Genomic DNA, 14,516 nt, shown 5'->3' with positions numbered 1-14,516 from the left:
CAGGCCGGTTACCCCTGGGGAGCCCGGCTGTGTTAGGTTCAGGCATGCCAGACCGAGCGGACGACGGTCCAATCGCTAATGTTTTGGAATCGATAACCGGGAGGAAGAGGTGGACCTTCGCGACCTCACTTATTTCGAGGTGATCGCTGATCTCGGCCATATGGGCCGGGCCGCCGACAAGCTCGGACGCACCCAGCCCGCTCTGACCAAATGCATCCAGCGTCTTGAGGATGCAGTCGGGGCCGATCTGTTCGAGCGGACCGGACGCGGCATCACCCTCACGCGCGTCGGCGAGGTGCTGCTCGCACGCGCGCGCCGCATGCGCGAGGCCATGGAGGAGTCGCTGCGTGAGGTGACTGATTTTGCCGCCGGCACCGCCGGACGCGTCGGGATTGGCTGCGGCGCGACGATGGGCGAGTACCTGCTGCCGCAGATCTGCCGCGCGATCATTGCGGATGCGCCTGGGCTTGCGATCGAGGTGCAGATCGGCATGAGCGGCGTGGTCAGGGCGGCGCTTCGCGAACGAGTCCTCGACGTTGCCATCGGTCCGATCCTTCCCTCCGACGAGCAGGAATTCGCACACGAAGCCTTCGGCATGGACGACGTTGTCGTCGTCGCGGCAAAGGACCATCCGCTATGTGGCCAACGGCTCGCGATCGAGGATCTCGTCGCCGCGAAATGGGTGCTGCCGGCCCGCACCGTGGCGATGCGGCAATGGCTCGACAACGTGTTCGAGGCGCATGGCCTGCCGCCGCCCAATGTCCAGATCGAGACCAACTCGATCACGACACTGCCGAAGCTGATCGCCGATACGGCGCTGCTCAGCTTCACGTCGACGCGAAACCTGCATCCGCTTCGATTGGGCACCCAGCTCGACCGGTTGATGATCGACACCACGACAATGCGTCGGCCGCTCGGCTTCGTCACCCGCCGCGACGGTTATCTCTCTCCCGCTGCGCAGCGCGTCGTCGGCCTGCTCAAATCCAAGGGGCGCGACTTCCTCGAACAGGTCACGTTGCCTGGCATGACGGATGGCGCGGCAGCCAAGCCGACCATCGTGGTCAACCGGACGGAGCGAGTCCATAAACGCGCGCGGCAGTCGCGCTGAACAGGTTCATGCGATCGCTCTGGCTGGCGTGACGCGTCAGGCGTTTGAACGCATTCCACACGGTGCCATATCCATAGGAGCCCTTGTCGACCGGAAAATTGCTTTCGAACATGCATCGCTGCGCGCCGAACGCCTCGATGCAAGTCTCGATGTAAGGCCGCCAGGCTGAGGCGAGCGTTTCCGAGGACGGCGGGACGTCATGGGTCTCGAAACCGAATCCGTTGATGCGCATGCCGAGACCGCCGAGCTTGACGCAGACATTGTCGCAAGCTGCGAGCTCGCGGATGGCACGCGACCATGCGACGAAAATGTCCTCGCGCTGGTCCCTGTAGGCGCCGATCCCCACGATGCCGCCGAGATGATCGAGCACGATCGTCGTCCGCGGAAAGGCACGCGCAAGTGCGGTCAGCTCGTCGATCTGCGGATGGAACAGCCATGCGTCGAACACGAGCCCCAGGGATGCCAGTCGCGCAAAGCCGGCGCGGAATGTGCTGTCGCCGAGCAGGCCGGGCGGGCCGGCGCTCAGCGGGTTCATCAGGCTTCGGTCGGCATCCCACACCGTGATGTGCCGGATGCCGCGAAATCGTCCGGGCGCCGCGGCGACGTGAGCCTCCAGCACACAAGCGACTTCATCGCCGAGACACAGATCGGCATGGCCGACGATCCCGGCACAAAGCTGCCGCGGGCCGTATTGGCCGCTCGCGCTCATGGCCGCGACACCGTTGACGAATTCGGTCTCGCCGACGACGCGCATCGCGGCGGGGGCATCGGCGCGGTACATCGCCTGGCATTGCATGAAAACGCTGGCCGTGATGCTGTGGCCGCTTGCCGCGATATCGGCGCGATATTCGTCGAACAGATATCTCCAGTTCGGCCGGTCCCAGAGATGATGATGGGCGTCGATGATCGGCAGCTCGGGTTCGAGCGCCTCCTCGACGCCGCGCGCCAGCCAATCCGGCCGCACGGCGAGATAGTTGCCGCCTGCTGCCTGGGATGACGTCACTTGGCGAAATCCCGCGGAGCAGGGCCGGTGTAGCGATAGGGGATGCCCGGCGGCATCGGGCCCTTGATGCGGCCGCCCTGCTGCGATTGCTCCCACGCATGGGCAAGGATACCGACCGAGCGCGAGAGAATGAACAGGCCGCGCCCCAGCGCAGGTGCAAAGCCCAGCTCCGAATAGATCACGGCGGTAGCGCCGTCGATGTTCATTGGAATCGTCCGGCCCTTGCGCTGCTGCATCACCGCTTCGACGCCGCGGCCGATCTCGGCGAAGCGGCCGGACACGACCCCGTTCGTGCGCGCGGTGTCGACCAGTGCGAGCAGCCGCGGCGAGCGGGGATCGATCGGATGAAAGCGATGTCCGAACCCCGGCACGATCTTTCCGTTCGCCGCGATGAAGGCGTCGAGACCCTGTTCGACAGCGGTCGTCAGTTCGACGCCCGCGTCCTGGCGCTTCGCGATGTCGGCGTACAGCTCCATGCATTGTTCGCCGGCGCCACCATGAATGTCGTCGAGCACGTTGATGGCCGAGGCCATCGCGCCATTGAGGGGAAGGCCGCATGTCACGGCCATCCGGCCGATCGCAATCGACGGCGCCTGCGGACCGTGGTCCACGGCGGCGACCAGTGCTGCTTCCAGCAGTGCGCCTTGCTCGGGCGAGGGCAGATCGCCCTTCAGCATCAGCCACATCATCTGCGGAAACGACACCCGGCCGATCAACTGCTCGATCGGAAAGCCGCGGAAGCGGATCACGCCGGGCTTCATGTCGATGATGTCGGTCGACCACCATTGGGTGGCCTTTTGCAGCAGGTCTGCGGAGCCTTGATCGGTCATGGAATCTGTCCTCTTACGTGCTTGAAGTTTCGGCGCGCGCCTTCAGGTCCGGCATCTTGACGGTCTCTTTCACCGTCGGCCGGTTGTCGAAGGCGACGACGCCGCGTTGGCCGAGTGCTGCGATCTCGCCGTCCGCGAAGCCGAGCTGCCTGAGCCATCTCTCGGTGTCCTGGCCGAGGCTCGGTGGCGGCGACGGCTCCGGATAGTCGGTCTCGAGCCGGAAGCCGGGTCGGGTGACCCGCATCGTCTGTCCGCCGGTCACCGTCGCATTCAGATGCTCCACGAATTTGCGGCCGACGATCTGCTCTTCCTTCAGCACCTCCGGCACGCTCAGGACACAGCCCGCCGGAACGCCCTTGGCGTTGAACAGCGTCTCCCATTCGGCGGCGGATTTGGCGGCGAGGGCGGCTTCGAGCTCGCGCTTCAGGGCAACGCGATAGTCCTTGCGCGACTGCCGTTCGCTGAACCGCGGATCGGACTTCAACTCGGGCTTTCCGACGATGTCGCAGAGCGCCTCATACTGCTTCTGCTCGTTGGCCGCGATGTTGAGCGGCCCGGAGCCGGTCGCAAACGTGCCAGACGGAGCCGCCGTGAAATTCTCGTTGCCGATCGGCTGCGGATCGACATTGCCGTTGAGGTGATTGGAAACCACCCAGCCCATGGCGGCCAGGGTCGATTCGAGCAGCGAAACGTCGATCTTCCGCCCGCGCCCGCTCTGGCGCTGCTCGACCAGCGCCGCCGTGATCGCAAACGATGCGGTGAGGCCCGCAATGGTGTCGGCGATCGGAAAGCCGGTGCGCAAGGGCGCGGTCTCGGCGTCGCCCGTGACGCTCATGACGCCGGACAATCCCTGGACGATCTGATCGTAAGCGGGCCGGCCGGCCCAGGGGCCGTCCTGTCCAAAGCCCGAGATGGCGCAATAGACGATGCGAGGATTGCGCTTCGCGAGCACCTCGTAGCCGAGCCCCAGCCGCTCCATCACCTTCGGGCGGAAATTCTCCAGCACGACGTCCGCCGTCTCGACGAGACGCAGGAAAATCTCCTTGCCTTCGTCGGCCTTGAAATCGATCGCGACGGATTGCTTGTCCGCGTTCACCGCGACGAAGGACAGCCCCATCAGGTTCTTCGCCATGGCCGGATCAGCGCCAAGCCGGCGCGCCAGATCGCCGCCCTTCGGATTCTCGATCTTGATGACCTCGGCGCCGAGACGCGCAAGCTGATAGCCGCAGAACGGACCGGCCAGCACGTTGGAGAGATCGAGGATGCGAATGCCGGCGAGGGGCAATGTCATGTGGGGTCCTCCGGATGACGAAACTGTTCGAGAGATCAGACGAGTCCGAGCCAGTGCCACCAGGTCGCGGCGCACAGCGCATAGAGCAGGCAGGCGACGATGCAGACGATCACGCCGACTTTCGGGAAGTCCTCGACGCGAAGCCGGCCGGTGCCGTAGACGAGGATGTTCGGCAGCGTGTTGTAGAACATCAGCAGCGGGTAGCCGCCGATGATCATGCCGGCCGGCAGCGCCAGCGCGACCGGGTTGACGCCCGCAGTCGTCGCCATTGCCAGGATGATCGGCAGCAGGGCGGTCGCCATGGCGGTCGTGCCGACGAACATCACGTGCATGAACTGCACGATGAACATCACGACCACGATGACGACCAGCGCCGAGGCGCCGGCAAGGCCGAGCGCGTGGAAGATCGAATTCGCCAGCCAGTTGGCGGCGCCGGTCTTCAGCAGAATGTCGCCGAGCGAGACGCCGCCGCCCGCAATCAGCAGCACCTGCCAGGAGACGCCCTTGTTGGCATCGTTCCAGTCCATCACGCCGAAGCGCGGCAGGAACAGGAGGCAGGCCCCCATCAGGCAGACGACGGTCGTGTCCAGTCCGGTCAGACCCTGCGTCGCCCAGAGGCAGGTCACAAGGACGAACACGGTCAGCGCGCGCCATTCGGCGGATGTCATCCGGCCCATCGCGGCGAGATTCTGCGTTATCCGTGCGTCGGCCTGCTCGTGACCGGCTTTGAATTCCGGCGGAAACACCCGCTGGATCACCCACCAGGTGAACAGGGTCATCGCCAGCGCCGGCGGGAATCCATAGAGCAGCCATTCGGCATAGGTGATGGTGTGGCCGCTCGTCTTGGCGACGAACTCGACCGTGACAGGATTGGGCACCGTGGCCGTCAGCACGCCGGCGCCGATCGTCGCGTTCGTCATCGTCAAGGTGAGGAGCAGGTTGATCGCAAATGGCGAGCGCGCGCTGGCTCCGAAGATCGTCAGGATGCTGAGGCATTCCGGCAGCAGGATTGCCGTGCGGGCTGTCGACGACGGGACGAGGAAGGCGAGGGCGATATTGACCAGCGTCACGCCGAGCGTGATCCGCGTCGGCTCGCTGCCGAAGCGCGCCAGGATGACGTAGGTGATCCGCTCGGCAAGGCGCGTCTTCACCATTGCGGTCGCGAGGATGAAGGCGCCGACGATCAGATACACCGGCGAGGCGGAGAAGCCGTCGAGCGCAGTCCGCAGCGGGGCCGTTCCGGTCAGCACCGCAAGCGGAACGACCATCAGGCTCGCGATCGCGAGCGGTATCGCTTCGGTCAGATAGAGCACGAAAATGCCCCCGAACAACGCCAGCGCCTTGTGGCCCTGCAAGGACAGCGTCTCCGGGGTGGGGCTGAGCCAGATGGCGGCCGCGACGACGACGGCGAGGGGAACGCCGATCGCCCTCAGCATCGCCTCCAGCGATCGGGGCGCGTGCGCGCCGGCCTCCGCGTGAGCGTGAGATGACACGAGTTTTCTCCCTGTCGAAGCATGCGGCGATGGATCGGTGCCATCACGGTTTTGCAGCCGTGCTTCGGGGATGCGGTAGCTTGGCCGCCGGACCTGCGTCCAATTGCAAGTTTTCAGGAGACCATAACCGGCAGGAATGTGCGGCGTTCGCGCGTGAGAACTTGCGCGCTCCACTCCGTCGGGCTTGCGGAGCCGACGCATCCGGTTGCGGCCGTCTCGGCGTCGGCACGAGCGGCCGTGATCGCGGACGTGCCAACAACCTTGGCGAGGATGACGTTAATGCACTACCGGGGCGGGCGCTCCGGGAGCCTGTGTCGGCCGCGGCCCGCGCGGTTCAGCAAATGGTCGAACCGGCCCGAATGGTGCTTGTCCTCCCAAGCCATCGCGATAGGATTGTGCCGTTATACCAAGTCAATTTGCGCGAAGGTCTTTTGAGATGAGCATCAATTCCGCGATGCCGCTTGACGCCCGTCGAAATTCCACGTCCCTGCGAAAGCTGCTCGCCCTTGCCATCCTGCTCGGATCGAGCGGATCCGCCGCCGCACTGACCAAGGAGGCGGCGATCGAGAACTGCCGGATGACCGTCGGCAAGCCGATCGTGCAGGCCTGCATGCAGGCCCAGGGAGGCCGCAGGGCTGGTGCCGATATCGAGGGCTGTCGCGCCAAGGCCAAACCGCAGGTCCACGCCTGCGTGCTCGCCGCGCTCAATGCCGCGAACGGACGCGCCAATGTCGCCGTCGAGGCGCCGAAGGAGGAGGCGCCCAAGCTGGCGCCGGGGACCGCGCTGCCGAAGGATTTCATCGCGCCGCCGCGCACCATCTCCGACATCACCGCGATCCTCGACAGCGAAAAGCCGAACGAAAAGCTGATCGCTGAGCTGAAGCAGGACGCGGATTCGGCGCCCACCGGCAAGGAGTCCCGCGAGGATCTCGCCCAGTTCTATTTCGATCGCGCCAATGCGCGGTCCCAGCTCGGGCGGCTTGCCGAGTCCATCGCTGACGCCAACAAGGCCGTCGAGGTGGGACGCGGCGCGATCAGCGCAGCCATGATGGGCCGGCTGACCCAGCTCGCCGCCATCCAATATTCGGCCAATGGCGATCCAAAGCGCGCACTCGAGATCATGCAAAGGCAGTTGCGCGAGGTCGCCACCATGCCGGGCGCGAAGGGGTATCTGTTCAACGCCAATCGCTCGATCGCCGGCATTCTCATTCAGATGGGTGATGTGCCGCAAGCCGAGGGCTATCTGCGCCGCAGCTTGGCCGGCATCCAGGAGGCTCGCACGAGTGGCCTTCCCGGGTGGCGCACCTCCTACGCGCGGATGGGGCAGAACTGGGAGGCGGAAATCGAGGGCACCCGCGCCATGATCTTCGAGGCGCGCGGACAGTTCAAGGAAGCCGAAGCCTCCTATCGCCTGGCCGAGCAGCGCAAGCGCGCCGGCATGAAGGCCGTGATGGAGTCGGAAAATCCGCCCGCCGAAACCGTTGTCTTGCAGTCGATCGACTACATGGTCTTGAGCGAGGCCCGCATGAAGGCCCGGCAGGGCAGGCTCGCCGAAGCCGAGGTCGATGCGCGCCGGGCGCTGCTGTCGCGTCTGAAGGACACCGGCAAATACAATCCGGTCATGCCGCGCTACGTGATGGGATTGGCCGGAATCCTGGTCGACGAGGGCCGTTACGACGAAGCCGAGCAGCTCGGCCGCGTCGCGCTCGAGATCAACAAGACGGTCGGCGTGCCGGACGACTCGCAATCGACCGTGCAGCTGCTCTCGCAGCTCGCCGGCATCCTGAACATCCAGCGCAAGAATGCCGAAGCCAGCGACATGTTTGCGCGGATCGACAAGGCGGTCGCCAATTGGGATCCGCAACGCCGCCAGGTCATCGAGCTCAATCCGGCGCGCATTCTCGCGCTCTACAATTCCGGCCAGCTCGACGCCGGCATCGCCGCCGCAGAGCAACTGGTCAAGAAGCAGATCGGGCGGGTCGGCGAGAACCATTTCGATGCGGCGTCGGCGCGCGGTACGCTTGCAATCGGCTTGATGCGCGCACGGCGCGATGCCGACGCGATCCGGGAGTTCAAGGCTGCCATCCCGATCATGATGGCGAACGCAAACGAGAACGCCGACGACGAGAACACCACCGTCGTGGCCGCGCGCAGCCAGCGGCTCCAGAACATCGTCGAGAGCTACCTCCTGCTGCTGGCGCGGGCCGAAGGCACCGGCAGCGGCATCGGTGAGGAGACGTTCGGCCTGGCTGACGCGATCCGCGGCCGCTCGGTGCAGCAGGCGCTGGCCGCCTCCAGCGCGCGTGCGGCGGCGAAGGATCCCGCGCTGGCCGAGCTCGTGCGCAAGGAGCAGGATCTCACCAAGCAGGTCAACGCCCAGCTCGGCACGCTCACCAACGTTCTCGCCATTCCCTCGGCGGAGCGCGACGAGAAGGGCGCGCAGCAGATCCAGGCCTCGATCGTCGCCTTGCGTGGCGAGCGCGACAAGGCGCGCCAGGAGATCAAGCAGAAGTTTCCGGTTTACGCCGATCTGGTCTCGCCGAAGCCGCCGGCCGTCGCCGAAATCCGTGCGACGCTGGCCGAGAACGAGGCCATGCTGTCGTTCTATTTCGGGCAGTATGGCAGCTTCGTCTGGGCCGTGCCGAAATCGGGGCCGGTGGCGTTCGCGGCCGTCAAGGCCAGCATCGGCGACGTCGAGACCAAGATCCGCAAGCTGCGCGAGGCGCTCGAACCGCAGGCTGCGATGATCTCGGACATTCCGCCGTTTGATCTCAAGCTCGGCTACGAGCTCTACGAGCTGTTGCTGAAGCCGGTCGAGAGCGGATGGAAGCCGGCCAGGAATTTGATCGTGGTCACGAATGGCGCGCTCGGCCTGCTGCCGCTGTCGCTGTTGCCGACGGCGCCGGCCGAGGTGGCCGCGGACGAGGATCCGCTCTTCGTCGGCTATCGGAACGTGCCATGGCTTGCGCGAACCCATGCCGTCTCGACGGTCCCCTCGGCCGCCGCCTTGCGCACGCTGCGGCAGTTGCCGCCCGGCAAGCCCGGCCGCGGCGATCTCGTGGCGTTTGGCGATCCCTATTTCAACACGGATCAGCAGGCCGAGGCGGAAGGCGCCGGCGAAAAGGTGCAGGTCGCCGATGTCGGCGGCAACGTCACGCGCGGCATGCCGCTGAAGCGCCGCAACAGCCCGAAGCTCGACGGCGTCGACAGCGCCGAACTCGGTCTCTTGCCCCGCCTTCCCGACACGGCCGACGAACTCAAATCGATCGCGCTGGCGCTGCAGGCTGATCCTTCCAAGGTGCTGTTCCTCGGCAAGAACGCGACCGAGAGCGCGGTCAAGACGATGAACCTCTCCGGCTTCAAGATCCTCGCATTTGCCACCCACGGCCTCGTGCCGGGCGAGCTCAACGGTTTGACCCAGCCGGCGCTCGCACTGTCATCGCCAACGGTGACGGGTGAAGGCGGCGACGGCCTCCTGACCATGGAGGAGATTCTCGGCCTCAAGCTCGACGCCGACTGGGTCATCCTGTCGGCTTGCAACACCGGTGCCGGCGCAGGCGCAGGCGCGGAGGCCGCATCCGGACTTGGTCGCGCCTTCTTCTACGCGGGGACGCGCGCGCTGCTGGTGACGAACTGGTCGGTGCATTCGCAATCCGCGCGACAGCTGGTGACCGATCTGTTCAAGCGGCAGGCGGACGATCCAAAACTGTCGCGGAGCGAAGCGCTGCGGCAGGCGATGATGGCCCTGGTCGACGGCCCCGGTTACCTGAACGGCGAGGGCAAGACCGAGTTTGCCTATGCGCATCCGCTGTTCTGGGCGCCGTATACCATCATCGGCGATGGCGGCGTGCGATGATTGAGAAGATGGGAAGGACGATGACGCGGAATATCCTGTTCGGGCTCGTTGCGGCAAATCTTCTGGCGGCAGGTCTCCTGTTTTCGGGAACGTCGCGGGCAACCCAATTGATCACCGAAGACGAGGCCAAGCTGCCGCCCCCGAAGGGGGCGGTCACGACCGACCGGCGCGGTATCCTGCGCGGTCCGAAGGTGGAGTTCGTGTCGCCCGGTGATTCCGTTGCGTCTCCCTTGAAACTCCAATTGAAGTTCGAGTCGTTCGGGGGCGCCAAGATCGATCCGGACTCCGTCAAGGTGATCTTCCTGCGCTCGCCGAACGTCGATCTGACGGCCCGGGTCAAGCCGTTCGTGCAGGCTGATGGGATCAACATGCAGGATGCGGAATTGCCGCCGGGCGACTACACCGTGCGGGTCGACATCAAGGACAGTGACGGACGGCCGGGCACGGCCATTTTTACCCTCAAGGTCGCACCCAAGTGATGTGCCCCTACTGCCAGGCGGAGAATGCGGAGAGCGCCCTGGTTTGTGCGTCCTGTGCGCGAGACATCGCCGTCCCTGCGACGCTGATTGCGGAGCGCGACGATCTCCTGCGCAAGCGGGACCAGCTGCGCGATGAGCTGACGCGGGCCAGAGACGAGGTCGAGGCCATCATGCGGCGCAGGAAGTCGCGCTGACATGGAGTGTCCGTTCTGCGCCGAGACGATCAAGGACGAGGCCATAGCCTGCAAACACTGCTCGCGCGATTTGCGCGTCGTGCGACCGACGCTTCTGGAGATCGAGGATATCGTTGCCGAGCTCGACCGGCTCAGGCGCGACCTCGATCGGGTCAATGTCCGGCTCGAGCGGTACAAGAATCCGCTGCGCTATTTCGGGACGCATGCCCTTCTCTACGTCGTCGTTCCAGCCATCCTGCTGACGATCACGCATTTTCTGATCACCATCACCTTCAACCTCTCTCCGATCCCGCTCCGGATCGCGTCGATCATGGTCCCACTGCTGTTCGGGTTCGCAGCCTATCCCCTGCACAGGGTCTCGGCGCTGGGAGCGTTCGTGCTGGCGTTGCTGCTGGCCAGCGTCAGCATCCAGGCGATGCTGACTGTGACGGGACTGCACGACGGCGTTCCGATCCTGCCGACGGTGTGGGTCGAATGGCGGGAGGTGTTCGAATACGGCGCGAGCATCCTGCTCGCCTTCATTTCGGGAAATATCCTGGGAGTCGTGATCTTCCAGGTCCTGCCGCGCGTGCTCAGCCAGGGAGGCAAGCCGAACGCATTTGCCTTCAGGATGGCGCGTCTGCTCGGACAGCATGTCGGAGAGGAACAGCTCCGCCGCCGCGCCCGCCTGATTCAGGACCTGATGCAGACCGTGGGGCCGCTGGCCGGTGTCGCGGTAACGGCCGTTGGTTCGATTTATGCGGGCCTGAAGGGCTTGCTCGGATGATCGATCAGCGTTCGCGGCTGGCGGGCTTGCGCACGCCGGGGCGGCGCTCGCTCTGCCCGCGTTGGGATCTCTGCTTCCGCAGCTTCCCGACCAAATCCTTCAACGCGTCCGCCAGCGGCACTGACGCGCGATAGGCGAGCCCGACCTCGCGTTTGACCTTCACCTCGATCTCCCGGATCGCGACATCCGGATGGTTCTTGGCCACGCCCTCGGGGACGATGGCGATGCCGATTCCGGCCGCGACCAGCGCCATCGCCCAATCCTCTGATTGCGCGATCGCTGCGGAGGGACGCCGTTGCACGGTGCGACCGAAGAACGCGCTCTGCTCGCAATGGCAGCGATCGATCATGGGGAATTCGGCGAGGTCGGCGGCCCGAAGCCGCTCCTTGAGCGTCAGCGGATGCGACGGCGGCAGCGCTGCGACATAGCGCTCGCTCCAGAGCGGGACGAAATGCTCGTCATCCCCAACCATGCTCTTCGAGATGATCCTGGCATCCGCGCGTTCGTCATGGCCGACGAGCCGGAGCGCGATGTCGCTGCGTGACGTCAGCGGCTTCAACAGCGCGATGGTCCGGGGCACGTCGAGCGTCCGCATCAGGCCGAGCGTGACCGTGGTCTTGGTGCTCGGTTTGCGGAACAGCTTTCGCGCCGCATCGGCCTCGTCGATGATGCGGCGGGCGACGGTGTGAAACTGTTCGGCCGATGCGGTCGGCGCGACGCCCTTCTTGTGCCGGATGAACAGCGTGGTGCCGAGCTCAGCCTCCAGATTGGTGATCGCGGTCGAGATCGACGGCTGCGAAACGAAGCAGCTGCGCGCCGCAGCCGTCAGGTTGCGTTCGCGGTAGACGGCGGCGAAGTAGCGAAGCTCGCGGATATCCATAGGGTGCGCCTAGAGATAGTATCAATATTCGATATTTTACCTATGGATCGGAAAATGACAAGAACGGCCCGTTCACAACAGGCGAGCGTCATCCATGAAGATCCATCATCTCAACACCGGAACGATGTGCCCGATGGGCCGGCGGCTGGTGAACGGCACCGGCGGCCTGTTCCAGCGCGCCCGCATGGTCTGCCATTGCCTGCTGATCGAGACCGGTGACGGCCTTGCTCTGGTCGACACCGGCATCGGCCTCGGCGATATCGCCACGCCCGACCGGCTCGGGAAACGTTGGCTGCGGCAGACTGCGCCAAAGCTCGATCCCGCGGAGACGGCCGTGCAGCAGGTGAAGGCGCTCGGCTACTCGCCCAATGACGTACGCCACGTGCTGCTGACGCATCTCGACCGCGATCACGCCGGCGGCGTGCCCGACTTTCCCCAGGCCGCGATCCACGTCCATCGCACCGAATACGACATGGCGGTGTTGCGCAAGCCCGCGCCGCCCGAGGGACGCTATGTCGGGGGACAGTGGAGCCATGGGCCGAGCTGGAGTTTCTACGGTGAGGCCGGCGAGGACTGGTTCGGCTTCAAGGGCGTCCGTGCGCTCGGCGACCGCGAAGGGGACATCCTGATGATCCCGCTCGCCGGCCACACGCTCGGCCATTGCGGCATCGCGGTCCGCTCCGGCGACAAATGGCTGCTGCATGCCGGCGACAGCTATTTCCATCACGCCCAGCTCGACGCCTCACCGCGTGCGCCGCTGGTGCTCCGCTATTTCCAGCGCCGCGTCGACATGGACCGCGCCGCCCGTGTCGCCAACCAGGCGCGCCTGCGCGAGCTGAAATTGAGCCATGGCGACCGCGTGACGATTTTCAACAGCCATGATCCCGTCGATTACGAGAACTGCCGGTGCGGCGGGCATTAGGCGCCGGCTAATCAGCCGGGGTGAAGCGGAGCGTGCCGGCCTGGCGCGTCGGCTTGCCGGTGTCGTTGGTGTGGTTGACACCATCCATGACGGGCACCTCGGCGAAATCGAACGGGCTGACCCCGTCGAGGCACGCGACGTTGACGGCATAGAGCGTCGTGTCGGATCGGCGCTGGTGATGGGTGTAGATTCCACACGTCGAGCAGAAGAAGTGCTGCGCCGTTCCGGTGTGGAAGCGGTAGCTGGTCAGCGCATCTTCTCCTTGCAGGAACTTGATCCCGCCCATCTTCGCCATGACCATGACGGCGCCGCGCATCCGGCAGTAGGAACAGGTGCAGCGGCGGATCGAATTGAAGCCGTCGCTGAGCGTCACCTCGAAACGCACGGCACCACAATGGCACTGGCCAGTCCGAATGTTCGTATCGTCCACCAAATTGCCTCGCGCTTCCGTTCACTTCGCGTCTCGCTTTGGTGAACGCGCGGCAGCACGAAGTCAACCGTCACGATGCAGCCGCGAGAAGCGGAAATTGCAATGGCTCGCACCGCCCGCCAGCGTCTGCGTCCGTTCCAGATGGATGCCGCGCGTTGCATAGGCGTCGAAATCGAGCCCGCAGATGTTGGGCAGGATCTCCTTGTCGCCATGGCGGCCCGCGAATTTGCAGAAGCCGCAGGCCCGGTAGTTGATGCCGAATTCAAAACCGTCGTTCGGCCCCGGCTCGACGAAATCGTAGACGAAGTCCTCCGGAAATTCGGCCTGGTGGCTTGCCGTGACGCTCTTCGCCGCCTGCTCGCGCAGAAAGGCCTGGTTTTCCGGCGACATGAATTGATCTCCCGCGTCGAGACGTTCCGTCTCAGGCATGGTGAGCAATTGCGCCTTGTGGGTTTCCCGCTCGATGTCGCGGATCACCGGCAGCGGCACGCCATGTCGCTGCAGCACGCGGCTGGTTGCCATGAATCCGGTGAGGCGGATGAAGACTTCACTCATGCGGCTCGCGGTGCCGCCGACATAGGGCATCTGGGTGAGCACGACGGCGAGTTCGTCCATCACCTCCTGCTTGATTGTGTCGATATCGGTGAGCTGCGCGCGCTCGCGCAGCATCGTCTCGGCAAGATCGAGCCGTTGGTGCATCGCGGCCTCCATGGCGTCGCGATGCTGCGCGTAGAAGGGATGGATCATCTTATTCATCGGACCCTCGCATCGTGGGTTTGGAAAGGCTGTCATTCCGCGGCGATCGCCTCGATCTCCAGCAGCCATTTGCTGTCGACCGTCTCGGCGACGATGACCGTCAGCGCAGGCTGATGGTCCCCGAGCATCGCGCGGCGAATGATACGGTTGGTCACGAGTTGAGCCCGGTCGGTCAGGACGGTGTTGACCTTGACCAGGTGCTCGACGCCAAGACCGGCGGCCGCGAGCACCTCCTTGACGTTGCGCCAGGCCTGCTCGCACTGCGCCTCAAAACCTTCGGGTACGGTACCGTCGAGTCTCTCGGGCACCTGGCCGCTGATGAACAGCAGCCGGCGATGCTGCTTCAGTTCAAGTCCCATGCAGTAGCCGCCGGCGGGCGGGTGGACCGTTGCGGGATTGTGGCTGACGATGTGGGCTGGGGCCATGGGGTTTCTCCGGATTGCGGCTGGACCGTATCCGGCGACATCACCGCGGCGCAAAGCATCATTCCTGCGGTTCAGCGCAAGAA

14 protein-coding genes are annotated in these 14,516 nt (G+C 65.1%); 6 read left to right on the top strand and 8 right to left on the bottom strand.

The window, feature by feature from the left end:
- Positions 1 to 109: 109 nt before the first annotated feature.
- Complete coding sequence (locus tag QA645_RS29635; RefSeq protein ID WP_254192762.1) at positions 110 to 1,108, top strand: LysR family transcriptional regulator; 999 nt, start codon at positions 110 to 112, stop codon at positions 1,106 to 1,108.
- Here the strand turns inward: QA645_RS29635 and QA645_RS29630 are convergent.
- The 4 genes from QA645_RS29630 to QA645_RS29615 are packed head-to-tail and all read right to left on the bottom strand — an operon-like array spanning position 1,062 to position 5,725.
- Complete coding sequence (locus tag QA645_RS29630; RefSeq protein ID WP_283044925.1) at positions 1,062 to 2,111, bottom strand: amidohydrolase family protein; 1,050 nt, start codon at positions 2,109 to 2,111, stop codon at positions 1,062 to 1,064. The two genes, QA645_RS29635 and QA645_RS29630, sit on opposite strands and share 47 nt — an antisense overlap.
- On the bottom strand, positions 2,108 to 2,941 hold the full coding sequence (locus tag QA645_RS29625) for a citryl-CoA lyase (RefSeq protein ID WP_283044924.1): 834 nt from the start codon (positions 2,939 to 2,941) through the stop codon (positions 2,108 to 2,110). Before QA645_RS29625 ends, QA645_RS29630 begins: the two co-directional genes overlap by 4 nt.
- 13 nt (positions 2,942 to 2,954) lie before the next feature.
- Positions 2,955 to 4,232 (bottom strand): CaiB/BaiF CoA-transferase family protein, encoded by a 1,278-nt coding sequence (locus QA645_RS29620; RefSeq protein WP_283044923.1) that lies wholly within the window; start codon positions 4,230 to 4,232, stop codon positions 2,955 to 2,957.
- A 35-nt stretch (positions 4,233 to 4,267) separates the two neighbouring features.
- Complete coding sequence (locus QA645_RS29615) at positions 4,268 to 5,725, bottom strand: DASS family sodium-coupled anion symporter (RefSeq protein ID WP_283044922.1); 1,458 nt, start codon at positions 5,723 to 5,725, stop codon at positions 4,268 to 4,270.
- A gap of 436 nt (positions 5,726 to 6,161) precedes the next feature.
- Between QA645_RS29615 and QA645_RS29610 the strand changes: the two genes are divergently transcribed.
- Genes QA645_RS29610 through QA645_RS29595 form a run of 4 tightly spaced genes read left to right on the top strand, consistent with a single transcriptional unit; the run spans position 6,162 to position 11,020 of the window.
- Positions 6,162 to 9,581, top strand: a complete 3,420-nt coding sequence (locus QA645_RS29610; RefSeq protein ID WP_283044921.1) for a CHAT domain-containing protein — start codon at positions 6,162 to 6,164, stop codon at positions 9,579 to 9,581.
- A gap of 20 nt (positions 9,582 to 9,601) precedes the next feature.
- Entirely contained in the window at positions 9,602 to 10,060 is a 459-nt protein-coding gene (locus QA645_RS29605; RefSeq protein WP_254130173.1) for a hypothetical protein, read from the top strand.
- Positions 10,060 to 10,254 (top strand): hypothetical protein, encoded by a 195-nt coding sequence (locus QA645_RS29600; RefSeq protein WP_283053407.1) that lies wholly within the window; start codon positions 10,060 to 10,062, stop codon positions 10,252 to 10,254. Before QA645_RS29605 ends, QA645_RS29600 begins: the two co-directional genes overlap by 1 nt.
- Position 10,255: 1 nt before the next feature.
- Positions 10,256 to 11,020 (top strand): hypothetical protein, encoded by a 765-nt coding sequence (locus QA645_RS29595; protein WP_254192768.1) that lies wholly within the window; start codon positions 10,256 to 10,258, stop codon positions 11,018 to 11,020.
- Between the two features lie 4 nt (positions 11,021 to 11,024).
- On the opposite strand, the gene QA645_RS29590 is transcribed toward QA645_RS29595, so the two are convergent.
- Positions 11,025 to 11,900 (bottom strand): LysR family transcriptional regulator, encoded by an 876-nt coding sequence (locus tag QA645_RS29590; RefSeq protein ID WP_283044920.1) that lies wholly within the window; start codon positions 11,898 to 11,900, stop codon positions 11,025 to 11,027.
- Between the two features lie 94 nt (positions 11,901 to 11,994).
- On the opposite strand from QA645_RS29590, the gene QA645_RS29585 reads away from it, so the two are divergent.
- Positions 11,995 to 12,822, top strand: coding sequence for an MBL fold metallo-hydrolase (locus tag QA645_RS29585; RefSeq protein WP_283044919.1), 828 nt, complete (start codon positions 11,995 to 11,997; stop codon positions 12,820 to 12,822).
- A 7-nt stretch (positions 12,823 to 12,829) separates the two neighbouring features.
- On the opposite strand, the gene QA645_RS29580 is transcribed toward QA645_RS29585, so the two are convergent.
- Genes QA645_RS29580 through QA645_RS29570 form a run of 3 tightly spaced genes read right to left on the bottom strand, consistent with a single transcriptional unit; the run spans position 12,830 to position 14,433 of the window.
- Positions 12,830 to 13,255 (bottom strand): GFA family protein, encoded by a 426-nt coding sequence (locus QA645_RS29580; protein WP_283044918.1) that lies wholly within the window; start codon positions 13,253 to 13,255, stop codon positions 12,830 to 12,832.
- Between the two features lie 60 nt (positions 13,256 to 13,315).
- Complete coding sequence (locus QA645_RS29575; RefSeq protein ID WP_283044917.1) at positions 13,316 to 14,008, bottom strand: L-2-amino-thiazoline-4-carboxylic acid hydrolase; 693 nt, start codon at positions 14,006 to 14,008, stop codon at positions 13,316 to 13,318.
- Positions 14,009 to 14,040: 32 nt separating this feature from the next.
- The gene (locus tag QA645_RS29570) at positions 14,041 to 14,433 is read right to left on the bottom strand and encodes a RidA family protein (protein WP_283044916.1); all 393 of its coding nucleotides are present in this window, start codon (positions 14,431 to 14,433) and stop codon (positions 14,041 to 14,043) included.
- Positions 14,434 to 14,516 lie beyond the last annotated feature (83 nt).

This window comes from Bradyrhizobium sp. CIAT3101, assembly GCF_029714945.1.
Lineage (GTDB): Bacteria > Pseudomonadota > Alphaproteobacteria > Rhizobiales > Xanthobacteraceae > Bradyrhizobium.
This window is presented reverse-complemented; position numbering and strand designations above follow the sequence as displayed.